This is a genomic window from Micromonospora pisi, assembly GCF_003633685.1.
In the GTDB taxonomy this organism is placed as follows: domain Bacteria; phylum Actinomycetota; class Actinomycetes; order Mycobacteriales; family Micromonosporaceae; genus Micromonospora_G; species Micromonospora_G pisi.
This window is the reverse complement of record NZ_RBKT01000001.1, coordinates 3,535,517-3,558,002: the sequence shown is the minus strand read 5'-3', so window position 1 is coordinate 3,558,002 and position 22,486 is coordinate 3,535,517. Positions and strand designations below refer to the sequence as shown.

Sequence of the window (22,486 nt, the reverse complement as noted above, 5' to 3'; positions counted from 1 at the left end):
CAGGCGGGCGCGGTCAGAAGGTGGCGGCGAGGAAGCCGGCGGTGATCGCCAGCGGGCCGGCGAGTCCGATCAGTACGGCACCCCGCCGGGCCGAGCGGTCCGGCAGCCGTACGGCACCGGTCGCCCAGACGATGCCGACGCCGCAGAGGATCACCAGTGCCAGCCCGAGGACCCAGCGCAGGTGCAGCGGGGCGGTGCCGGTGCCGACGTACGCGGTGCTGCTGTCGGCGTCGATCATCCGCGCGGTCAGCTGCCAGCTTTCGAGTTTGTCCTCGGCGGGTACGCCGGCCAGCCGGATGTCTACCGCGCTGAACTTCCCGTCCGCCGAGACGAACTCGCCCCGGCAGCGCTGGTTGATCCCCTCACCGGTGCAGTCGATCACCGTGGCGGTGCCGAGGTCGCCATGCCCGAAGGCGAGCCAGAGCGGCTCCACGCTCACCCAGGCGAAGAAGCTGGCCAGTAGCGCCAGCAGAACCAGTCCGGCCAGGCCCGAGGCGGGTCGGCGGGGTGGCTTCGGCAGCCGCGGCGGTGCCCCCGCCGGCACCCGCCCGGTCGGGAACGACCAGAGCCGTCGAGGTCGCTCGTCGGGGTCCGGTCGGGCCGGCGTGCCATCCCAGTTGACCTGCTCGATCGGGAGCCAGAAGTCCTCTTCGTCCTCGGCCGCCGGGGCCTGCCCCGGGAGTGTCACCGGGCTCGGGGTGCCGTCCGCCGACGGCACGGTACGCGTCCCGGCCTTGTTGATCCGGGGCACCCGGTCCGGCAGTGAACTGCGCGGTGCGCCGGTGGTCGGCTCGATCGCGGCGGGGACCGGTGCGGCGATCCAGGGCGATCCGGCCGCCCCGGTCAGGGTGCTCGGCCCGGCCGCCGGGTTCGCGGCCGGACCAGGTGGCTCCGCCGGGGGTACGACCTCAGGCGCGCTCGCTTCGGGCCGTGCTGGCTTTGCCTCGCCTGCGTCGGCCCGTGCTGGCTTTGCCTCGCCTGCGTCGGCCCGTGCTGGCTTTGCCTCGCCTGCTTCCGCCCGTGCCGTCTCCGTCCATGTCGGGCCGGGTTGGGCCGGGGCGCGTGCCGGGCCGGGTTGGGTCGGGGCGCGCGTCGGGTCAGGTTGGATCGGGGCGCGTGTCGGGCCAGGTTGGGTAGGCGTACCGGGCGGGGTGTGGGACGACTGGGTGGGCGCCGACCGGGCGGCGGGGACCGCCGGTGTCTCCAGCGGTGTCGCGGCGGGAAGTGGTGCCCATGGGTCCGGCCGCGCACCCGGTGTCGCCGCTGGAACCTCAGCGGCCGGCGGCGGTACTCGCCGATCGGTCGCTGGCGCGTCCGGTGCGGGCGGGGTGGGCGGGGTGGGCGTCGCAGGGGCGGGAGCGGACGAGTCGGGTGCCGGCGGTGCGGGCGGGGTGGACGCCGACGTGGGTGGCACGGGCGAGGTGGAGGCTGGCGGAGTGGGGGTGGGCGGCGCGGCTGCCCGTGGGCCGTCGGCTGGCCCGTTGCCGCTGGCCTTGGGCTCGGAGGTTGGCGAATCGCCGTCGTCGGCCCGGCCGGGATCGGCTTTCCCTGGCTGTTGCCCGTTCGCTCTACCGGTCACAGAAAGTATTGGACAATGCACTCTTGGCTCAAAGGGGCAGCTTGGGGTGCGTGTCGCCGACAAATCGGGCGCAGAAATCCGACTGGAGCCCGGACGGGATGGCGTAACTCACGTCCAAATGGCCTCGCTTGGGCGTACGGAGCCGGAACGGGCCTATTGGTTCGCGATCTCCCAGCGGCGGTCACTAGGCTTGCTGTTCATGAGTCACGTTCTCGCGGCGGTCGCCTGGCCGTACGCCAACGGCCCGCGCCATATCGGCCACGTCTCCGGCTTCGGCGTCCCCTCCGACGTATTCAGCCGGTACATGCGGATGGCGGGCCACGACGTACTCATGGTCTCCGGCACGGACGAGCACGGCACCCCGATCCAGGTGCAGGCCGACAAGGAGGGGGTCAGCCCGCGTGAGCTGGCCGACCGCTACAACCGGGTGATCGTCGAGGACCTGCACGGACTCGGTCTGTCGTACGACCTGTTCACCCGGACCACCACCGGAAACCACTACGCCGTGGTGCAGGAACTGTTCGAGGGGCTGCACCGCAACGGTTACATCGTGCCCAAGGTGACCATGGGGGCGATCTCCCCGTCGACCGGTCGTACGCTGCCCGACCGCTACATCGAGGGCACCTGCCCGATCTGCGGCTACGACAGCGCCCGGGGCGACCAGTGCGACAACTGCGGCAACCAGCTCGACCCGATCGACCTGGTCAACCCTCGCTCGAAGATCAACGGCGAGACCCCGGAGTTCGTGGAGACCGAGCATTTCTTCCTTGACCTGCCCGGGTTCGCCGAATCGCTCGGCCGCTGGCTGGACACCCGGGAGGGGTGGCGGACCAACGTACTGCGGTTCTCGAAGAACCTGCTGGGCGACCTCCAGCCCCGGGCGATCACCCGTGACCTGGAGTGGGGCGTGCCGATCCCGCTCGACGGCTGGCGCGACCGCAACGACAAGCGGATCTACGTCTGGTTCGACGCGGTGATCGGCTACCTCTCCGCCTCGATCGAGTGGGCCCGCCGATCCGGTGACCCGGAGGCGTGGCGGCGCTGGTGGGCGGCGGACGGCGAGGGCAAGGACGCCACCGGCTACTACTTCATGGGCAAGGACAACATCGTCTTCCACTCGGTGATCTGGCCGGCGCTGCTGCTCGGCTACTCCGGTGAGGGCGACCGGGACGGCACCCCCGGCGAGATGGGCCGGTTGAACCTTCCCACCGAGGTCGTCTCCAGTGAGTTCCTGACCATGGAGGGGCGCAAGTTCTCCTCCTCCCGCCAGGTGGTCATCTACGTCCGGGACTTCCTCGACCGCTACGACGCCGACGCGCTGCGCTACTTCATCGCCGTCGCCGGCCCGGAGAGCAACGACACCGACTTCACCTGGTCGGAGTTCCTCCGCCGGAACAACGACGAACTCGTCGCCGGCTGGGGCAACCTGGTCAACCGGTCGATTTCGATGGCGGCGAAGAACTTCGGCGCGATTCCGCCGGTCGACCCGGCCGGACTCACCGAGGCGGACGAGGCGCTGCTCGCGGTCGCCCGCACCGGTTTCGCCACGGTCGGCAACCTGATCGAGCGGCACCGGCAGAAGGCGGCGATCGGCGAGGCGATGCGGGTGGTCGCCGAGGCCAACAAGTACCTCTCCGACCAGGCGCCGTGGAAGCTCAAGGGCGAGGACCAGAAAGCCCGGATGGGTACGATCCTGCACGTCGCCCTCCAGGTGGTCAGCGACGCCAACACACTGCTCACGCCCTTCCTGCCGCACTCCGCGCAGCAGGTGCACGAGCTGCTCGGCGGCACCGGCGTACACGCGCCGATGCCCTCGATCGTGCAGGTCGAGGACCTGGACGGCGGTCCGTCGTACCCGGTGCTCACCGGTGACTACACGGTCGGCGCCCGGTGGGAGTCGACGCCGATCGAGGCCGGTCGGCCACTGGCACCGCCGAAGCCGGTCTTCCGCAAGCTCGACCCGTCCATCGTGGACGAGGAGTTGGCCCGGCTCGGTAGCTGAGCAGGGGGCGCCCGACGGTCGACGACCGTCGGGCGGCACCGGGCCCGCCGACACGGTGCGACGCGCCGCCAGTTCCCCGTCGTCCTGCCCCGTGTCGGGACGACGGAGCCCTGGCGGCGCGCCGGTTCTGTCAGGTCAGTTCAGGACCGGTGAGCCGGTCAGGCTCCAGGTCAGGTCGTTGACGCCGTCGCCGATGATGTCGTACGAGACGTTCCCGTCGGCTGTCCAGCCGCCCGTCGCGCCGCTGACGTAGTAGGGGGTGTCGAAGCCGGTCAGGTAGTTGGCGGAGCCGTCGTAGTTGCCCCAACCGGTCTGGTCGTCGCTCGCCGACGCGAAGTCCGCGTCGTTGCGCTCCAGCCGCAGGTTGACGACGAAGTGGTAGAAGAGGTCCGCCGAGGTGGTCTTCGGCGTGGACAACGTCTCGGCGGTCGCCCAGAGGTAGTCACCGTCGCGGTGTACACAGAGCCGGAGGGTGATGGTCCGGGACGCCTTGGTGGCGCCGCCCCGCGAGAAGGTCTTCACGTTGTCCCGGCACGTCGAGGCCGCCGCCACCGCCGCACCGGTCGTACCGGCGCTCGCGGCGGTCGGCGCCAGTGCCATGGTGCCGGCCAGTACGGCCAGGGACAGCAGCATCCTGGTACCGATGCCGCGCAGCGTTCGTCCGGTCGCCCTGTCTGAAGGATTTTCTCTGATCATGGGTCACGCCCTTTCAGAGGAGCCGCTGTTGGGTCACAGCGTGCTCGACCGGCCTGGCACAGACCCTGACTAAAGCTTGAATTCGCAGCTCAGGGGCGGTGTGACGGATCCAGTTTGAGGGCCACCTGGTCGGCCTCCGGGTGGCCGATGTCGGTCAGGATCTCCCATGCCCGTCGCCAGGCCGGCTCCGCCGAGGTCCGATCGCCGCCCGCGACCAGGGTGTCACCGAGATGGTTCGACGCCTCGGCCTCGCTGTACCGGTTGCCCAGCTCCCGGGCCATGTCGATGGCGTGTCGGAAACACTCGGCGGCCCGTGCGAAGTCGCCGGTCTGGTGGTGCACGAAACCGAGGCTGTCCCAGGTGTTCGCCACACCGACCTGGTTGCCGATCTCCTGGTGCAGCGCCAGCGCCTTCTCGCAGAAGTCCAGTGCCTGCTGGTGGTCGCCGATCTGCGCGTAGTGCCAGCCGGCGTTGTTCAACGTGTTCGCCTCGCCGCTCTGGTAACCGGCGGCCCGGTACAGCTCGAGGGAGAGCAGGTCGTGCCGGATCGCGTCGTGGATCCGGCCCTGCTGCTGGTACACCATGCTGAGGTTGAGGTGCGTGTGGGCCTGACCGACCCGGTCACCGAGCCGCCCGAGCAGGTCGAAGGCGGCCCGCAGGTGGTGGTGTGCTTCCTGGTGATGGCTGAGCAGCGTGTACGCCCGCGCCAGGTCGCGGTGGGAGATCGCCTGCATCGACAGGTCCCCGAGCCTCGCCGCCGCCGCGAGCGCGATCCGCTGGCTGGCGACCCGGTCGTGCCAGTGTCCGCGCCGGTCGAAATAGGTGACCAGGGACCAGCTCAACTGCCACGCCCGGGTGTCGAATCCCGCCTCGGCGGCCGACCCGATCGTCGCCACCAGCCCCGCATGCTCGACGGTCAGCCAGGCCATTGCCGACTCGTAGCTCTCCGGCCGCTCGACCACCACACCGTCGGCTGCGGGCTCCAGGTCGATCGGGTCCCGGTGCGGGTCGAGCAGTCGCGCGGCGGCGTGCGCGCTGTGCAGATAATGCTCCAGCAGCCGCTGGACGGCCCGGCGACGGTCCGGCTCCGGTTCGTCGACCTGGGCGAGTTCGGTGGCGTACGCGCGCAGCAGGTCGTGGCAGGCGTACCGGCCGGGCGACTGCTCGGCGATCAGATGGGCGCGGGAGAGTTCGGTCAGCAGTGGGCGTACCCGGCCGGCCGGCAGCCCGGCGAGGCTCGCCATCGCCGGCACCGAGAGGTCCGGTCCCGGGTGCAGGCCGAGGAGCCGGAACACCCGACCCGCGCCTGGGCTCATCGCCCGGTACGACCAGGACAGTGCCGCCCGTACGTCCAACAGTGGGTCGCCGCTGTCGAAGGCGTCCAGTACGCCCTCCGGGTCGTTCAGTTCGGCGGCGAGGCTGGCCAGTGGAAAGGCCGGGTGGGCGGCGGCCCGTGCGGCGACCACGGCGAGTGCGAGGGAGAGCCGGGCGCAGCCGGCCACGATCTGCTCCACGGCCTCGGGCTCGGCGCGCACCCGTTCGACGCCGAGCCGGCCGGCGAGCAGTTCCCGGGATTCGGCGGCGGTGAGCAGGTCCAGGGTCAGGGTCCGGGCGGCGGACTCGGCGACCAGCCCTGGCATCTGGTTGCGGGTGGTGACCAGCACCAGGCAACCGGGACCGCCGGGTAGCAGGGGACGGATCTGTTCGGCGTCGCGCGCGTTGTCGAGCACGATCAGCATCCGTTTCTCCGCGACCAGGCTGCGGTAGAGCCCGATCTGCGTCTCCGGGTCCGTCGGCAGGTCACCGGCGGGTACGCCGAGTGCGTCGAGGATGCGGCGGACCGCGGTGGACGGCGGTACCGCCGCTGCCGCGGGTTCGAAACCGCGCAGGTTGACCCAGAGTTGCCCGTCCGGGAAGCGCCAGAGGTTGTCGTGCGCCCACCGCAGTACCAGCCAGGTCTTGCCCACCCCGCCGGTGCCGCAGATCACCCAGGTCCGGTTCTCGCCCGGGTCGGTGAGGGTGGCCAGTGCGTCGGTCCGGCCGATGAACAGCGGCGGACGGGCGGGTAGTTGCCGGGGGACGGGCGGCCTGGTCGACGGTGGTGCGGTCTCTTCGGGCGCTGGTTCGAGGGTCGGCTCGGCGGCCAGGATCTGCCGTTGTCGGGCCTGGAGGGCCGGGCCGGGATCGGTGCCCAGTTCGTCGACGAGAAGTTGCCGGGTCTGCTGGTAGTGGAGGAGGGCGTCGGCCTGGCGGCCGGACCGGTACAACGCGAGCATGAACTGGTCGGCGAGGCGTTCGTCCAGCGGATGGCGGCGGGTGAGGGCCGACAGTTGGGGCAGCACCCGGGCGTGTTGTCCGAGCCGGAGCGCCTTGTCCGCGTGTTCGAGTTCGGCACCGAACCGTTCCTGGGCCAGGGTGTCACGCAGCGAGTTCAGCCAGGGGGAGTCCAACTCGGCGAACGCCTCGCCGTGCCAGAGGCCGAGGGCCTCCTCCAGGAGTGTGTACGCCGGCCCGTCGTCGGCCGCGCGCGCCTGCCCGACGAGGTGGCGGAAGTGGTGCAGGTCCACCGCGGACGGGCTGACGGTGAGCAGGTAGCCGCCGGACTGGCGGGAGATGCTGACCCCGTCGGCCTCGACCAGGCAGCGGCGTAGCCGGGACAGGTAGCTGTAGAGCGCCGACCTGGACCGCTGCGGTGGTTGGTCGCCCCAGACCCGGGCCAGCAACTGTTCGACCGGGACCGTGCGGTTCGCCTCGACCAGGAGCGCGGCGAGCACGGTGCGCTGTCGGGTGTGACCGAGGTCGACCGGTTGACCGGCGACGCGGGCTTCGACCTCCCCGAGCAGCCGGAACTCCACTGCCAACTGGCTGCCCCCGGAGGTGTCGACATTCGTCTCACTCGGCCTGACCAGCCGGTTCAAGAATCCTACAAGCCTCCTGACCGTCCACTGTCGACGACGGGGCCGGGGCCGGGCTAGAAGCCGGCGGCGTAGCTGTCGGTCGCCTCGACCGCGCCCTGGGCGAGGGTCGCCGCCTCGTGCAGTCGCTGTTTCGCCTGTTCGAGTCGGACCAGCGCCTCGGCGACCTGGGCAGCGCTCGCGCCGCTGGTGAGGCCGCGCAGCATCGCCGAGGTCCGGTCCATCGATTCCGCGAGGGAACGGATGGTCGCCGCCTGACGGGTCGCCTCGTCGTTGAACCGGGTCAAGCCGGCCTTGACCTCTCCCACCGATGTCATCTCCGCACTCTCCCCATCGCCGGTCGCCGAACGTCTGGCGGGCCGACGGTACCAAGGAGACGCAGGCCACAGCTTTGCGCGGGAAGGGGGTCTTGCGGATCGAAGCTTAGGTCAGGCTAGCCTAACTTCGTGTTCACCGAGGTTCGTCCCACCCACGCGACGACAGCCCCGCCGCCCGAGTCGCCGCCGCAGGCGCCGTCACCCCGACGCGCGGCGACCGGCTGGCGGCTCTCCGGGCTGGTGCTCGCGATCGCGGTGGTCGCCGTGGTGGCGCTGCTCAGCCTCGCCGTCGGCGCCAAACCGGTCGCGCCCGGCACCGTCGTACACGAACTGCTGCACCGCACCGGCTCCGCCGACGGCGACATCGTCCACGGCCTGCGGATTCCCCGTACGCTGCTCGGCCTCGCCGTCGGAGCGGCGCTCGGCCTGGCCGGCGCGCTGATGCAGGCCCTCACCCGCAACCCGCTCGCCGACCCCGGGCTGCTCGGGGTCAACGCGGGCGCCGCCGCCGCGGTGGTCACCGCGATCGCGCTGCTCGGCGTCACCAGCCCGCTCGGGTACGTCTGGTTCGCCCTGCTCGGTGCCGCGTTCGCCGCCACCGTCGTCTACCTGCTCGGCTCCCGGGGCCGCAGCGCCGCCACGGCGGTCCGCCTCACCCTCGCCGGTACCGCGATCACCGCCGCGCTGACCGGATACATCTCCGGACTGGTGCTGCTCGACCCGGACGCCTTCAACGGATACCGGTTCTGGTCGGTCGGCAGCCTGGCCGGCCGGGACCTGTCGGTACTCACCGCGGTCGGCCCGTTCCTGCTCGCCGGCGCGGTCTGCGCGCTCGCCCTGGCCCGGCCGCTGAACGCACTCGCCCTCGGCGAGGAGCGCGGACGTGCCCTCGGCGCGCACGTCGGGCGTACCCGGGGAATCGGTGTCCTCGCGGTGACCCTGCTCTGCGGCGCGGCGACCGCCGCGCTCGGACCGATCGCCTTCGTCGGGCTCACCATCCCGCACATCGCCCGCGCCCTCGTCGGCCCGGACCAACGCTGGATCCTGCCCTACTCGATGGTGCTCGCGCCGATCCTGCTGCTCGGCGCCGACATCATCGGCCGGGTGATCGCCCGACCCGGCGAGATCGAGGTCGGCATCGTCACCGCGTTCGTGGGTGCCCCGGTGCTGGTCGCGTTGATCCGACGGACCCGGGTGGCCCAACCGTGACCGCGTCGAACCCCGGCGGTACGGGCGTCACCACCGTCGCGCCGCCCGCCCCACCGCCGGTCCGCCGGGTACGCGCCCTGGGTGGGCGGATCACACTCCGGGTGGACCGCCGGGCCAGCATCGTCTGCGCCGCGCTCGGCGCGGTGATCGTCGTGGTCGCGGTCTTCAGCCTCGGCATCGGGGACTACCCGATCCCGGTCGCGGAGGTGGTCCGCACCCTGCTCGGCCAGGGCACCCCGGCCACCGACTTCATCGTCCACGAACTCCGGCTACCGCGCCTGCTCACCGCCGTACTCGTCGGGGCGGCGCTCGGCGTCGGCGGTGCGCTCTTCCAGAGCATGTCGCGCAACCCGCTCGGCAGCCCGGACGTCGTCGGCTTCGACACCGGCGCCGCCACCGGTGCACTCGTGGTGATCCTGCTGCTCGGCGGCGGCGGTACGGGCACCGCGCTCGGTGCGGTGGCCGGCGGGGTCCTCACCGCGATGCTGGTCTACCTGCTCGCCGGCAAGCGGGGCGGATCCGGGTTCCGGCTCATCCTGATCGGCATCGCCGTCGGCGCGCTGCTCGACGCGGTCAACGCGTACCTGATCACGCGGGCCGAGTTCACCGACGCCCGCCAGGGGGTGCTCTGGCTCACCGGCAGCCTCGACGGTCGGGGCTGGGAGCAGGTACGACCGCTCGCGCTCGTCCTCGTCGTACTGCTGCCCCTGGCCGTGCTGCTCGGCCGTGACCTGCGGATGCTCGAACTCGGCGACGAGCCCGCGCGGGCGCTCGGCGTACCGGTCGAACGGACCCGGCTCGGCGTGATGCTGATCGGGGTGGGGCTGACCGCCACCGCGACCGCCGCCGCCGGACCGATCGCGTTCATCGCCCTCACCGCACCGCAGGTGGCCCGGCGACTCACCCGAAGCGGCGGACCGAACATTCTCCCGTCCGCGTTCATGGGCGCGGCCCTGCTGCTCGGCGGCGACCTCGCCGCACAGCGCCTGTTCCACCCCGTCACCCTGCCGGTCGGGGTACTGACCGCGGGCATCGGCGGGCTCTATCTCGCCTGGCTGCTCGCCGGGCAATGGCGGAAAGGACTCGGATGACTTCGGTTGACCGGACTGGGCCCGACCCGGCGCGGCTGAGCTGCGTCGACACCACCCTCGCGTACGACCACCGAGTCGTCGCCGAGGCGTTGAGCGTGACGATCCCGGACCAGTCCTTCACCGTCCTGGTCGGACCGAACGGATGCGGCAAGTCCACGCTGCTGCGGGCGTTGGCCCGGCTGCTCGTACCCCGGCACGGGACGGTGCACCTCGACGGCCGGTCGATCCACGAACTGCGGGCCAAGGAGGTCGCCCGCCGGCTCGGGTTGCTGCCGCAGACGGCGATCGCGCCGGACGGCATCACCGTGCAGGATCTGGTCGCCCGGGGCCGCTACCCGCACCAGGGGCTGCTGCGCCAGTGGTCGCCGGGGGACGAGACGGCGGTGGCGCGGGCGATGGCCGCGACCAGCGTCACCGACCTGGCCGGGCGGTACGTCGACGAACTCTCCGGCGGGCAGCGGCAACGGGTGTGGTTGGCCATGGCGCTCGCCCAGCAGACCCCGATCCTGTTGCTCGACGAGCCGACCACCTACCTCGACATCGCGCACCAGATCGAGGTGCTGGACCTGGTCGCCCGGCTCCGGGAGGAGCAGGGCCACACCCTGGTCGCGGTCCTGCACGACCTGAACCACGCCTGCCGGTACGCCACCCACCTCATCGCCATGCGCGACGGCACGGTGGTGGCCCAGGGGGCGCCGGCCGACATCGTCGACGCCGACCTGGTCGAGCAGGTCTTCGGCCTGCCCTGCCGGGTGATCACCGACCCGGAGTCGGGCACCCCGCTGATCATTCCGAAGGCGCGGCGCGTGCTCACCCCCACCCGCTGAACCCCCCGACATCCGCTGAACCCCCCGACACCCGCACAGATCAACGACTGGAGAACCATGTCCTCGCACCTCCTGACCCGCCGCGGTTTCCTACAGGGCGTCGGCGCCACCGGCGTACTGCTCGGCCTGGCCGCCTGTGGCGACTCCGGATCCACCTCCGTCGACGGCGACGGCCCCTCCGGTGCGGGGCAGTCGTTCCGCTACACCGACGGCCGGGGCAGGACCGTCGAACTGGCCGCCCGCCCGACCCGGGTGGTCGCGCAGAGCAGCGCCGCCGCCGCGCTCTGGGACGCCGGCTTCCAGGTCGCCGGGGTGTACGGGGAGCTGGGCACCACCGACGGCAAGCTCAACTACCAGGCCGGCAACATCGACGTGACCAAGGTCGAGGTGGTCGGCAAGACCTACGGCGAGTTCAACCTGGAGCGGTACGCCGCGCTGCGCCCGGAACTCCTGGTCGACCTCTCCTTCGACGACAAGAGCCTCTGGTACGTCCCGGAGAGCAGCGCCGACAAGGTGTACGCGCTGGCGCCCTCGATCGGGATGAAGATGCCCGGTCTGGACCTGCCCGCGATCATCGACAACTTCATGACGCTCGCCGGTCAGCTCGGCGCCGACCCGGATGCCGCCCCGGTGAAGGCGGCCCGGTCGGAGTACGACGCCGCCGTGAACGAGGTGAGGCCGGCGATCACGGCCAAGCCCGGCCTCCGGATCGCGGCCATCTCCCGCGACCCCGACAAGCTCTACATCGCCGACCCGAACGCGCACCCCGACCTGAAGCACCTCGCCTCGCTCGGCGCCACCTTCGTCACCCCGTCGCGGCAGATGAAGCCGGGCGAGTACTTCGAGGAGATCAGCTGGGAGCAGGTCGGCAGATACCCCGCCGATATGATCATTTTCGACGGGCGGGAGGTCCCCGGGGTCGCCGAGACCGCCGGCAAGATCCCCACCTGGACCAACCTCGCCGCGGTCAGGGCCGATCAGGTCTTCCGGTGGCGGCCGGCCGCCCCGTACAGCTACGCGGCGACCGCGCCGATCTACCGCGAGGTCGCGGGCTGGTTGAACAAGGCCAAGCCGCTGGGCTGAACGCCCGGCGGCGCGGGTGCCTGCCGTACGGTCGGGTCAGCGGCCGTACGGCAGGTCGATCATCCGGTCGTCGGTGATCTCCTGGGCCGGCGCCCACGACTCGTAGACACCGCGCTCGTAACACTGGGCGCCGCAGGTGGCGATGCTGTCCGGGTTCGGCCGGCACAGCCGCAGCCGCAGCCAGCCGGTCTGCTCGCCGAGCACCAGGCAGAGCACCCCGCGCCAGTTGGCGTACCGGGCCCGGCGTCGGACATTCTCGACCGGGTAGCGCGCCGCCCGGGTCATCGCCAGCACCCGGAAACCGCCCGGCAGGTCGGCGAGCGCCTCGTACTCCTGCTCGTGGTAGTCACCGACGAGTTGGGTGCTGCGGGGAGTGTCGCCGAACGGCACGTAATCCTGGTCCGGTGAGACGCCCGGCGCGGCGGCCAGCAGGTGACGCCAGCGCGGGCCGGCCATCCGCAGCCAGCCCCGCTGCTCCGGCTGGTACGTGTAGAGCACCACCTCGTCGCCGGCCGGCGAGTACGCGACCAGGGCCGCGTTCGCCGACAACGGCAGGTCGGCCATGTCCCGGGTGACGAACTCCGGGATCAGGTGCCGCCCGCTCGGGGTGAACCCGGTGCCCAGCACCGGCGGCCCGACCCGGTCGTGCGGCGGGATCGCCACCAGCCCGGCGTGCCGGTCGCCCCCGGGTACGTCGTAGTCGAGCGGGTCGATCGCCCGCCAGCGCAGCACGTACGCGACATCCGTCCCGTCCCGCCCGGCCTCCAGATCGGTACGGAGCAGTGCCAGGTCGGCCGGGGTACGCAGGTGGGCGACGTCGTACTCGCGGTAGCAGAAGCCGTACGGCAACCAGCCGCGTAGATGCCCGGCGAACTGGCGGGCGGAGAGCACCTTGACCATCGGTGTGCCCTGCCGGACCAGCGCCGAGTTGCGCACACTGGCCAGGATCGGGTCGCTCGCCCCCGCCTGGGTCTGGCTGAGCTGGTGGACGTCGTCCCAGTTCCGGACCCGGTTCAGCGGTGCCGTCAACGGCGGTTCCAGGTCCGGGTCGCCGGCGGCGCGCGACCCGTACACGGCGGTGACCTCGCTCGCGTGCACGAACCGGTGCCAGGGCAGCCGGGCGTCCGGGCGGGGGTCGCGGCTGAACCCGTCCACCTCGCTGGCGCTGAACAACTCGTAGGCCGCGCCCCGGGTCAGTTCCTCGGCGGGGTATGTGGTTCCGGCGTACGTCACCACCAGCCCGACCGGCGCTTCGGGTACGTCCCGTGTTTGCGGGGTGACGCTCATGCGCGCGACGCTAGGAGGGTTCGGTGCCCTCCAGGTGAACGAGAGGTGACAGAGAGAGGCAACGACCGAAAGTCGTGCCGAGGTTGAGCCGAAGAGCCTACCGGGACGTCCAGGTGGCCGAGAGACGATCAGCTCACCGGGTACGCGGCGGTAGGTCCCGCCTGGTGTGTGATGCTGACCGGGATGAGTGAGCCGACCGAATCCCGCCAGCAGCGGGCCGCCCGCCGGGCCGGGGAGTTTCCGCCCGCGCCCGAGCCGCTGCCACTGCCCGTGCTGGACAGCCACACCCACCTCGACATCACGGTCACCGAGGCCGGCGTGCCCGGCGTACCCGCCGCCGAGGCGTCCGTCGAGGCCGGTGGGCCCGACGTCGACCCGGTCCTCGCGCTGATCGACGCGGCGGCGGTCGCCGGTGTCGACCGGCTGGTCCAGGTCGGTGTCGACGTGCCGTCGTCACGCTGGGGCGCCGAGGCGGCCCGCCGCTATCCGGCCGTCCTCGCCGCCGTCGCCCTGCACCCCAACGACGCCCCCCGTCTGGCCGACCTCGACGGCGCGTTGCGGGAGATCGAGGCCCTCGCCGGCGAGGAGCGGGTGCGCGGCATCGGCGAGACCGGTCTGGACTTCTTCCGCACCGGCGACGAGGGGCGGGCGGCGCAGGAGGAGAGTTTCCGCGCCCACATCGCGATCGCCAAGCGGTACGACAAGGCGCTGATCATCCACGACCGGGACGCGCACGCCGAGGTCCTGCGGGTGCTCGACTCCGAGGGGGCGCCCCGGACCGTGGTGCTGCACTGCTTCTCCGGCGACGAGGAGTTCGCGGTCGAGTGTGTACGGCGCGGTTACGTCCTGAGTTTCGCCGGTACGGTCAGCTTCGGCAGCGCCGGTGCGTTGCGTGCCGCGGCCAAGGTGACGCCACTGGACCAGATGCTGGTGGAGACCGACGCCCCGTACCTGACTCCGATGCCGTACCGGGGGCGGCCGAACGCGTCGTACCTGATCCCGCTGACCGTTCGTACGCTGGCCGAGACCACCGGTACGGACCTGGACAAGCTCTGCGCCGCCATCTCCGCCACCGGCGACCGCGTCTTCGGCCCCTGGTGAACAAGGAAGGGCCCCTTGTTATCGCTTCCGGTATAGGAAGGGCCCCTTCCTAACGCCCCTCACGCCCGCGCCGGCCGGCGGCGGCGGCGGGTGCGGGTCAGGGGCGGCGGGCGGGAACCCGGCCGACGCGCCGGATGCCACGGCTCGACCGGGGCCGGGGGAGAGTCGTGCCGTCGTCGAGGTCGGTGGTGCCACCGCTGGGACCGCTCTCCACGTCCTGGGCCGGGTGCGCGGGCTCGGTGTGGTCGAAGCGCCGGGCCGCCCACGGGGTGAGGACAAAGCCGCGCTTGACGGTGAGCAGTTCGACCCCGGCGGCCCAGGACCGTACGCCGTCGATCCGGGCCAGTGTCCGGGTGGTGAAGTCGAGCACGTCGGCGTGGGTCGGCAGGATCACCTCGCACATCAGCGACTCCTGGCCGAGGGTCGCGGCGACGTAGCGCACACCGGGCAGCGCGGCGAGTTCCCGGGCCACCGCGTCCAACCGGGACGGGGCGACCGAGAGCCAGAAGAGCAGCTCCGCCTCGAAGCCGAGGGCCGCCGCCGGAACCAGGGTGATCACCTGTACGCAGCCGGCGCCGTACAGTGCCTCGAACCGTCGCCGTACGGTGCTCTCGCTCACCCCCAACCCGAGGGCGACGGCGTGGAAGCTCGCCCGACCGTCCTCGCGGAGCGCGCGCACGATCCGCTCGTCCACCTTGTCCAGATGGTCCGGCGGGCAGTCGTGCACTCCAGGCGTGGCCGGCGTGGCCGGCGTGGCGGCGTCGTCGAGCAGCCGACGACTCCACTCGTGGTCGGACTTGTACGTGTGCAGCAACAGGTCGGCGACGGTGCCACGTACCCCGGGGATGCGCTGTACCCCGGTGAGCACACTGTGCATGCTGGTCCCGGGGGTGACCAGCACCTCGGCGACCAGGTCGTGCGCCCCGGTCATCACGGCGACGAACCGTACCTCCGGCCGGGCCGCCAGCGCCCGCGCGGTCGGAAGTTGCTGGCCCGGTACGCAGTGGACCCGGACGATCAGCAGGTCGGCCGCCCCGCCCCCGGGTTGTGGCGCGACGGCGACCCGGACCAGCCCGTCGGCGATCAGCTGCTGGGCCCGGCGGGCCACGGTCGTCACCGACGTTCCGATCAGTGCGGCGATCTCGGTCCAACTCGCCCGGCCGTTGACCTGGAGGGCGGCGACGATGCGGCGGTCGGTCGGATCGAGGTCGTACGGGCCGGCCGCCATCACGCGGGCGCGACGGTCGACGGGGTCCCGGCGGTCCGCGTCGCGGTCGTCCAGCCACGCGGAGGGGGCGTCATCGAGTTCGGTCGGTCCACGGTGACCAGCGTGGAGTACGGAACGCCGGTCAGCAACGGTGACATGTCATGTTTTCGCCAGTTTGGTAGTCAAAGCGGAGTTGTGCGCCGCCGTACCGGGCGTGCCGGCCAGAGGCCCGATCCGGCCCCGTAGGCTCTGGCCTCATGACCGGACTCCTCGGCCCGGCGGAGATCCGGGAACTGGCCGCCCGACTCGGCGTCGCGCCGACCAAGAAACTGGGCCAGAACTTCGTCCACGACCCGAACACCGTCCGCCGGATCGTCGCCGCCGCCGAACTCACCCCGGCCGACGTGGCCCTGGAGGTCGGCCCCGGGCTGGGCTCACTCACCCTGGGGCTGCTCGCCGCCGCCGGACACGTACACGTCGTGGAGATCGACCCGACGCTGGCCGCCGCGCTGCCCGCGACCGTCGCCGACCGGTCCCCGGAAGCCGCCGGGCGGCTCACCGTGCACCACGCCGACGCGCTTCGGATCACCGGCGCCGAACTGGGCCAACCGGCACCGACCGCGCTGGTCGCCAACCTGCCGTACAACGTGGCCGTGCCGGTGGTGCTGCACCTGCTCGCCGAACTGCCCAGCCTCCGTACCGGACTGGTCATGGTGCAGAAGGAGGTCGCCGACCGGCTCGTCGCCGGCCCCGGCTCCAAGACGTACGGCATCCCGTCGGTCAAACTCGCCTGGTACGCGAACGCGCGCGGCGCCGGCAAGGTCCCACCGAACGTCTTCTGGCCGGTGCCGAACGTCGACTCCGGGCTGGTCGCCTTCACCCGCCACGAACCGCCCCGCGCCGACGTACCCCGCAAACGGGTCTTCGCCGTCGTCGACGCCGCCTTCGCCCAGCGTCGCAAGACCCTGCGCGCCGCGCTCGCCGGCTGGGCCGGAGGCGCGGCCCGCGCCGAAACGCTGCTCCGCGCGGCCGGTGTCGACCCCGGCGCCCGGGGCGAATCGCTCACCGTGGAGCAGTTCGCCGCCATCGCCGCGTCGGCCCCGCCCGCTCCGGATCGTGCCGAGTAGGCTGTCGCCGTGCTCGTAACCAGGCCCGTGTCGCCCCCACACCACCTCGCCGCAGCGGCGGTGTCCCGGGTCCCGGGCCGTGCCCGGTGACCGAGGCATGGCGGCCGGACGATGACGACGAGCGGGCCCGGCGCGGCGCGAGCGGCCCGGTCAAGGTACGCGTCCCGGCGAAGATCAACCTGCACCTCGGGGTGGGCCCGCTGCGCCCGGACGGCTACCACGAACTGAACACCATCTACCACGCCATCGCGCTGCACGACGAGCTGACCGCCCGACGCGGCGACACCCTCACCCTCACCATGGAGGGCGAAGGCACCGGCGAACTGGCCCTGGACGAGGAGAACCTGGTCATCCGGGCCGCCCGCGCCCTCGCCGAACACGTCGGCGTACCCGCGCACGCCCGGCTGCACCTGCGCAAGCAGATCCCGCTCGCCGCCGGCCTCGCCGGCGGCAGTGCCGACGCCGCCGCCGCCCTCGTCGCCTGCGACACCCTCTGGGGCACCAACCTCTCCCGCGACCAACTCGCCCTGATCGCCGCCGACCTCGGTTCCGACGTCCCGTTCCTGCTCTACGGCGGCACCGCGCTCGGCACCGGACGCGGCGAGGCGGTCAGTCCCGTACTGGCCCGGCCCACCACCTGGCACTGGGTGGTCGCGGTCGCCGACGGCGGCATCTCCACCCCGGTCGCCTTCCGTGAACTGGACCGGCTGCGCGCCGACGGTGCCGCCCCGCCCCCACTGACCGCCGCCGAAGGGCTGCTCGCCGCGCTGCGCCAGCGTGACCCGGCGGTACTCGCCGAGAACCTCGGCAACGACCTACAGGTCGCCGCCCTGTCGCTGCGCCCGGCCCTGGCGGCCACCCTGAAGGCCGGCGAGGCTGCCGGTGCGCTCGCCGGCATGGTCTCCGGCTCCGGCCCCACCTGCGTCTTCCTCGCCGCCGACGGCCCCAGCGCCAACCGGATCGCCGCCGAACTGGAAGCCGCCGGCGTCTGCCGGGCCGCCCGCACCGCCACCGGGGCCGTCCCCGGCGCCCGGGTGATCTGACCGGCCGACGGGTACGCCACCCGCGTAGGCTTGGACTACTCCAGGCGTCCCCCCGTGCCGGTCGACCGGCACCCGGGGCGCCTTTGATCATGGAAGGTGGGCTCGTGGCCAACATCGTCAACCTGGACCGGGTGTCCAAGGGCTATGGCGCGGCCGGGCAACTGCTCACCGACGTGTCCCTCGGCCTCGACGACGCCGACCGGATCGGTGTCGTCGGGCTCAACGGGGCCGGCAAGTCGACCCTGCTCCGACTCCTCACCAAGCTCGAAGAACCGGACAACGGGCGGGTGACGCACCGTCGTGACCTGCGGGTCGCCTGGCTACCCCAGACCCTCAACCTCGACGCCGAGGCGACCGTACGGGACGTGGTGCTCGGCACCGCCTGGCTGGACCAGAGCATGGGTGCCGAGCACGAGTGGGCCGGCGACGCCGGAGTCCGGGCCATCCTCGACGGGCTCGGCATGCCGTACCTCGGGCTCGACCAGCCGGTCGGACCGATGTCCGGCGGCGAACGGCGCCGGGTCGCGCTCGCCGCCCTCCTGGTCCGCACCGCCGACCTGCTCATCCTCGACGAGCCGACCAACCACCTCGACGTGGCCGGCGTCGACTGGCTCGCCCGGCACCTGGTCAACCGTCGGGGCGCGCTCGTCGTCGTCACCCACGACCGCTGGTTCCTCGACGCCGTCTGCACCACCACCTGGGAGGTCGGCGACCAGGCCGTACGGGCCTACGAGGGTGGCTTCGCCGCCTGGACGCTCGCCCGGGTGGAGCGGGAACGGGTCGCCGCCGCGACCGAGGCCCGCCGGCAGAACCTGCTCCGCAAGGAGATCGCCTGGCTGCGCCGGGGACCGCCGGCCCGGACCTCCAAGCCCCAGTTCCGGATCGACGCCGCCAACGCGCTGATCGCCGACGTACCGCCGCCGCGCGACACCATGTCACTGCAACGGCTGGCCACCTCCCGACTCGGCAAGCAGGTGTACGACCTGGAGGACGTGACCCTCAAGGCCGGCCCGAAGCTGATCCTGGACAACCTGACCTGGCAGGTCGGCCCCGGCGACCGGATCGCCATCGTCGGCGCCAACGGGGCCGGCAAGACCACGCTGCTGCGCCTGCTCGCCGGGGTACGCGAACCCGAGGCGGGACGGGTCAACATCGGCTCGACCGTACGCCCGGCGTTCCTCTCCCAGGAACTCTCCGAGCTCCCCAACAAACTGCGGGTGCTGGAAGCGGTCGAGGAGGTGGCCCGCCGGGTCGTCCTCGGCGACCGCGAACTGGCCGCCTCCCAACTCGCCGAGGTGTTCGGCTTCGACGACCGTCGACTCTGGACCCCGGTCGGCGATCTTTCCGGTGGTGAACGCCGCCGGTTGCAGATGCTGCGGCTGCTCGCCGCCGAACCGAACGTGCTCCTCTTCGACGAACCCACCAACGACCTGGACACCGACACCCTGGCCGCGTTGGAGGACCTGCTCGACTCCTGGCCCGGTACGGTCATCGTGGCCAGCCACGACCGGTACCTGATCGAGCGGGTCACCGACGTGGTCTACGGCATGTTCGGCGACGGCCGGCTGGTCCACCTGCCCGGTGGCATCGACGAATACCTCTCCCGAGCGAGTGCCGGCCAGGGTCGCACCGCCACCACCGGTGCCTCGACGGCCGCCCCTTCGCCCCAGGAGACCGGGCGTGGTGCGACCGACGACGGCCCCGCCCCGCTCAGCGCCGCCGAGGTACGGGTGGCCAAGAAGGAACTGAGCAAGCTGGAGCGGCAGATCGCCAAGCTCGACCAGCGGGAGTCCGCGCTGCACGACCAGATGGCCGAGCACGCCACCGACTACGCGAAGGTCGCCGAACTGGACAACGAACTGCGCGCGGTACGGGCCGAACGGGAGCAGACCGAGGAAACCTGGCTGGCTCTCGCCGAGCAGGTGCCAGGGAACTGAGACCGGTTCCGGTCGGGCGGCGGACCCGCCGCTGCCCGGCCCGGGCGGCTCGCGGCTGGGCGTGTGCGGCGTCACACCGCCGCATGCGGGACAATCGTTGACGACCCTCACCGGAACGGCGTTGGAGAGTTACGACTATGGCCCACAACCCCGTCAACCACCCCGCGCGCCCGATCTACCGCGCGATCGGCGGACTGACCGGCCTCTACCTGGTCATCTTCGGTGTCCTCGGGCTCGTCGAGACCAGCGGCAGCGAACTGTTCGCCCAGGACCAGACCATCACCGTGCTCGGCCAGGGGACCAACCTCGGCCACTCGGCGCTCGCCGCGGTGCTCGGCGTGCTCGTCCTGATCGGCACCGGCATCGGCCGTAACGTCGACGCCACGCTCAACAAGTGGATCGGCTACCTGCTGATGGTGGTGTCGCTGGCTGGCCTCGCGGTCATCCGGACGGACGCCAACTACCTCAACTACACCATCCCCGGCGTCGTGGTGACCATGCTCCTCGGGCTGGTGCTGCTGATGGCCGGCATGTACGGCCGGGTCGGCTCCGAGGACGAGGCGCGGGCCTGGCGGGACGGGCGCCTGGTGCTCTGAGCGGGCTGGCGCCGGGTGACGGGCCGTACCGAACGGTCCTGATCCGCGTTCCCCGGAAACGCCTCCCGATCTGGGCGACAATTCGGAAGAATCGTCACCAGTACGGGAGGAGAGGTCGATGGCTCACATCCCCATCAACCACCCGGCGCGCCCGCTCTACCGGGTCCTCTCCGGGCTCGTCGGGCTCTACATCCTGATCTTCGGGATCTTCGGCCTCGTCGAGACCGCCGGCAACTCACTCTTCGGCCGCGACGACGTGTACGCCCTCGGACTCCGTACCAACCTGGCCTTCTCGCTGGTATCGGTGCTCTTCGGCATCGTGATCCTGATCGGCGCCTCCCAACGAGGCAACCTCGGCCACTTCATGAACCTCACCGCCGGGGTGGTCTTCCTCGTCGTCGGACTCGTCATGCTGACCGTGCTCCAGACCGAGGCCAACATCCTCAACTTCTCCGTGGCCACGGTCGTGGTGTCAATGATCTTCGGCCTGGTGACGCTCGCCACCGGCCTTTACGACAAGGTCGGCCCACCGGCCCGCGCCGAAGCCGAACGTGAGTACCGCCGCACCGCATCAACCGACCCCGCCGGCTGACCGCACCCGCCCCGGCCTGAGCCGGGCCGGGGTCAACGGCCCCGGCGGGTCAGCAACGTCGGCTTCGCCTCCAGATGCGAAAGCCCGTGCCAGGCCAGGTTGACCAGATGCGCGGCCACCGTCTCCTTACGCGGCTTGCGTACCTCCAGCCACCAGCGCCCGGTCAACGCCACCATCCCCACCAGCGCCTGCGCGTACAACTCGGCCAGCTTCGGGTCGTAGCCACGACTCTTGAACTCCGCCCCCAGAATGTGCTCCACCTGGTGCGCCACGTCGTTGAGCACGCTGCTGAAGTTGCCCGTCGCCGACATCACCGGCGACTCCCGGACCAACACCCGGAAACCGCTGGTCTCCTCCTCGATGTAGCCGAGCAGCGCCAGCGCGGCCTGCTCCAGCAACTCCCGTGGATGACCCGCCGTCAACGCGGCCGCCACCCGGTCGAGCAGGGCCCGGACCTCCCGGTCGACGACAACCGCGTAGAGGCCCTCCTTGCCACCGAAATGCTCGTAGACCACCGGCTTGGAGACCTTCGCGCGGGACGCCACCTCCTCGATGGAGGTGGCGTCAAAACCGCGCTCGGCGAAGATCTGTCGCCCGATGGAGATCAGTTGCTCGCGGCGCTGCGCCGCGGACATCCGTACCCGGGAATTTGGCTTGGCCGGCGCCGTCGGCGGTCGCCCCCGCCCGTTGCCCCCGCTCGTGCTCGGGCTCTCTGTCACCCGGCCATCCTGCCAGGTGGCGCCACCCGTGACGCGCCCCGGCGCGGCCTGATCACTGCGGTACGGCCGGTTTCACCAGTTTCGCCGCGATCCGTTCCGGCTTCGGCCACCGTACGTCGAACGCCGCACCGGCCTTCTCGAACGCCCAGATCACCCGCGCCGAGATGTCCACCTGGCCACGCAGCACCCCGTGCCGGGCGCTGGTCGGGTCGGCGTGGTGCAGGTTGTGCCAGCTCTCACCGAAGGAGAGGATCGCCAGCGGCCAGAAGTTCGACGCCTTGTCGCCCTGGCGCACCTCGAACGGGCGCTCGCCGTAGACGTGGCAGACCGAGTTGATCGACCAGGTCACGTGGTGCAGCAGCCCGATCCGGACCAGACCGGCCCAGAAGAACGCGGTCAGCGCGCCCTGCCAGGACCAGGTGACCAGGCCGCCGATGGCCGCCGGAGTGAGCAGCGAGATGCTCACCAGCAGCGGGAAGAGCCGGTCCACCCGGTCGATGTCCTTGTCAGCCAACAGGTCCGGGGCGAACCGCGCCCGGTTGGAGAGTTCGCGGTGGAACAGCCAGCCCATGTGGGCGAAGAAGAGGCCCTTGGTCAGGCCCCACACACTCTCGCCGAACCTCCACGGCGAGTGCGGGTCGCCCTCGACGTCGGAAAAGGCGTGGTGACGCCGGTGGTCGGCCACCCACTGGGTGATGTTGCCCTGGACCGCGAACGAACCCGCCACCGCGAGCGTCACCCGTAGCCACCGCTTGGCCTTGAACGAGCCGTGGGTGAAGTAGCGGTGGAAGCCGACCGTGATGCCGAGTCCGGAAACCACGTACCACACCCCGCCGATCGCGAGGTCGGTCCAGGTCAGCCAGCCGCCCCAGGCCACCGGAACGGCGGCGATGAGGGCGAGGAACGGCACGATCACGAAGGACCAGAGGGCGATCAGGATGGCCACCGGCTGCTTGCCTTCGGTGAGCGGCTTGGGGCCTCTGTCGGCGGTTGCGGCGGGCGGTTCGGTCAGGGTGGTCGACATGGCACCTCGATGAGTGGGACGGGGGATGAGATCCCGAAGTTACGCCTACGTCACCGTAACTTACGGCACCGTAAGTCGCCATGGGTGAGTTCTGGGAGTTCCCTATGAGGTCTTGACGAAACGCGTCGTACGTC

General features: G+C 71.6%; 19 protein-coding genes. 11 read left to right on the top strand and 8 right to left on the bottom strand.

Features of this window, described 5'->3' with window-relative positions:
• Positions 1-13: 13 nt before the first annotated feature.
• Positions 14-751, bottom strand: coding sequence for a hypothetical protein (locus BDK92_RS14825; RefSeq protein WP_246017043.1), 738 nt, complete (start codon positions 749-751; stop codon positions 14-16).
• Positions 752-1,778: 1,027 nt separating this feature from the next.
• Here BDK92_RS14825 and metG point away from each other — a divergent pair.
• Positions 1,779-3,581 (top strand): methionine--tRNA ligase, encoded by a 1,803-nt coding sequence (metG, locus tag BDK92_RS14820; protein WP_121162145.1) that lies wholly within the window; start codon positions 1,779-1,781, stop codon positions 3,579-3,581.
• Positions 3,582-3,716: 135 nt separating this feature from the next.
• Here metG and BDK92_RS14815 read toward each other — a convergent pair whose 3' ends face one another.
• From BDK92_RS14815 to BDK92_RS14805, 3 genes are all read right to left on the bottom strand, one after another.
• A complete protein-coding gene (locus tag BDK92_RS14815; RefSeq protein WP_121157248.1) occupies positions 3,717-4,214 on the bottom strand; it encodes a hypothetical protein in 498 nt (165 codons plus the stop codon).
• A 152-nt stretch (positions 4,215-4,366) separates the two neighbouring features.
• Complete coding sequence (locus BDK92_RS14810; protein ID WP_246017041.1) at positions 4,367-7,195, bottom strand: AfsR/SARP family transcriptional regulator; 2,829 nt, start codon at positions 7,193-7,195, stop codon at positions 4,367-4,369.
• A gap of 53 nt (positions 7,196-7,248) precedes the next feature.
• A complete protein-coding gene (locus tag BDK92_RS14805; RefSeq protein ID WP_121157247.1) occupies positions 7,249-7,509 on the bottom strand; it encodes a hypothetical protein in 261 nt (86 codons plus the stop codon).
• 129 nt (positions 7,510-7,638) lie between these two features.
• Between BDK92_RS14805 and BDK92_RS14800 the strand changes: the two genes are divergently transcribed.
• The 4 genes from BDK92_RS14800 (at position 7,639) to BDK92_RS14785 (ending at position 11,719) form a co-directional block, all read left to right on the top strand.
• Positions 7,639-8,718 (top strand): iron chelate uptake ABC transporter family permease subunit, encoded by a 1,080-nt coding sequence (locus BDK92_RS14800; RefSeq protein WP_121157246.1) that lies wholly within the window; start codon positions 7,639-7,641, stop codon positions 8,716-8,718.
• A gap of 77 nt (positions 8,719-8,795) precedes the next feature.
• A complete protein-coding gene (locus BDK92_RS14795; RefSeq protein ID WP_121162141.1) occupies positions 8,796-9,809 on the top strand; it encodes a FecCD family ABC transporter permease in 1,014 nt (337 codons plus the stop codon).
• Positions 9,806-10,636, top strand: a complete 831-nt coding sequence (locus tag BDK92_RS14790) for an ABC transporter ATP-binding protein (RefSeq protein WP_211349231.1) — start codon at positions 9,806-9,808, stop codon at positions 10,634-10,636. Before BDK92_RS14795 ends, BDK92_RS14790 begins: the two co-directional genes overlap by 4 nt.
• A 57-nt stretch (positions 10,637-10,693) precedes the next feature.
• Positions 10,694-11,719, top strand: a complete 1,026-nt coding sequence (locus BDK92_RS14785) for an ABC transporter substrate-binding protein (RefSeq protein WP_121157244.1) — start codon at positions 10,694-10,696, stop codon at positions 11,717-11,719.
• 36 nt (positions 11,720-11,755) lie between these two features.
• Here BDK92_RS14785 and BDK92_RS14780 read toward each other — a convergent pair whose 3' ends face one another.
• On the bottom strand, positions 11,756-13,006 hold the full coding sequence (locus BDK92_RS14780; protein WP_121157243.1) for a hypothetical protein: 1,251 nt from the start codon (positions 13,004-13,006) through the stop codon (positions 11,756-11,758).
• 171 nt (positions 13,007-13,177) lie between these two features.
• Here BDK92_RS14780 and BDK92_RS14775 point away from each other — a divergent pair, with 171 nt between their 5' ends.
• Positions 13,178-14,107 carry a TatD family hydrolase gene (locus tag BDK92_RS14775; RefSeq protein WP_121162140.1) on the top strand — a complete coding sequence of 310 codons (930 nt, stop codon included), beginning with the start codon at positions 13,178-13,180 and terminating at the stop codon, positions 14,105-14,107.
• 97 nt (positions 14,108-14,204) lie between these two features.
• Here the strand turns inward: BDK92_RS14775 and BDK92_RS14770 are convergent, their stop codons facing one another.
• The gene (locus tag BDK92_RS14770) at positions 14,205-15,335 is read right to left on the bottom strand and encodes an Lrp/AsnC family transcriptional regulator (protein ID WP_121157242.1); all 1,131 of its coding nucleotides are present in this window, start codon (positions 15,333-15,335) and stop codon (positions 14,205-14,207) included.
• A 236-nt stretch (positions 15,336-15,571) separates the two neighbouring features.
• Here BDK92_RS14770 and rsmA point away from each other — a divergent pair, with 236 nt between their 5' ends.
• The 5 genes from rsmA (at position 15,572) to BDK92_RS14745 (ending at position 20,609) form a co-directional block, all read left to right on the top strand.
• Positions 15,572-16,441 (top strand): 16S rRNA (adenine(1518)-N(6)/adenine(1519)-N(6))-dimethyltransferase RsmA, encoded by an 870-nt coding sequence (rsmA, locus tag BDK92_RS14765; RefSeq protein WP_121157241.1) that lies wholly within the window; start codon positions 15,572-15,574, stop codon positions 16,439-16,441.
• 86 nt (positions 16,442-16,527) lie between these two features.
• Entirely contained in the window at positions 16,528-17,484 is a 957-nt protein-coding gene (locus tag BDK92_RS14760) for a 4-(cytidine 5'-diphospho)-2-C-methyl-D-erythritol kinase (RefSeq protein WP_121157240.1), read from the top strand.
• 104 nt (positions 17,485-17,588) lie between these two features.
• Positions 17,589-19,421 (top strand): ABC-F family ATP-binding cassette domain-containing protein, encoded by a 1,833-nt coding sequence (locus BDK92_RS14755; RefSeq protein ID WP_121162137.1) that lies wholly within the window; start codon positions 17,589-17,591, stop codon positions 19,419-19,421.
• Between the two features lie 137 nt (positions 19,422-19,558).
• Positions 19,559-20,017 (top strand): DUF4383 domain-containing protein, encoded by a 459-nt coding sequence (locus tag BDK92_RS14750; RefSeq protein ID WP_121157239.1) that lies wholly within the window; start codon positions 19,559-19,561, stop codon positions 20,015-20,017.
• A gap of 118 nt (positions 20,018-20,135) precedes the next feature.
• Positions 20,136-20,609 carry a DUF4383 domain-containing protein gene (locus BDK92_RS14745; RefSeq protein ID WP_121157238.1) on the top strand — a complete coding sequence of 158 codons (474 nt, stop codon included), beginning with the start codon at positions 20,136-20,138 and terminating at the stop codon, positions 20,607-20,609.
• A gap of 32 nt (positions 20,610-20,641) precedes the next feature.
• On the opposite strand, the gene BDK92_RS14740 is transcribed toward BDK92_RS14745, so the two are convergent.
• Positions 20,642-21,328: a TetR/AcrR family transcriptional regulator gene (locus BDK92_RS14740; RefSeq protein ID WP_121157237.1), complete on the bottom strand. Its 687-nt coding sequence runs from the start codon at positions 21,326-21,328 to the stop codon at positions 20,642-20,644.
• Positions 21,329-21,380: 52 nt separating this feature from the next.
• On the bottom strand, positions 21,381-22,352 hold the full coding sequence (locus tag BDK92_RS14735) for an acyl-CoA desaturase (protein WP_121157236.1): 972 nt from the start codon (positions 22,350-22,352) through the stop codon (positions 21,381-21,383).
• Positions 22,353-22,486 lie beyond the last annotated feature (134 nt).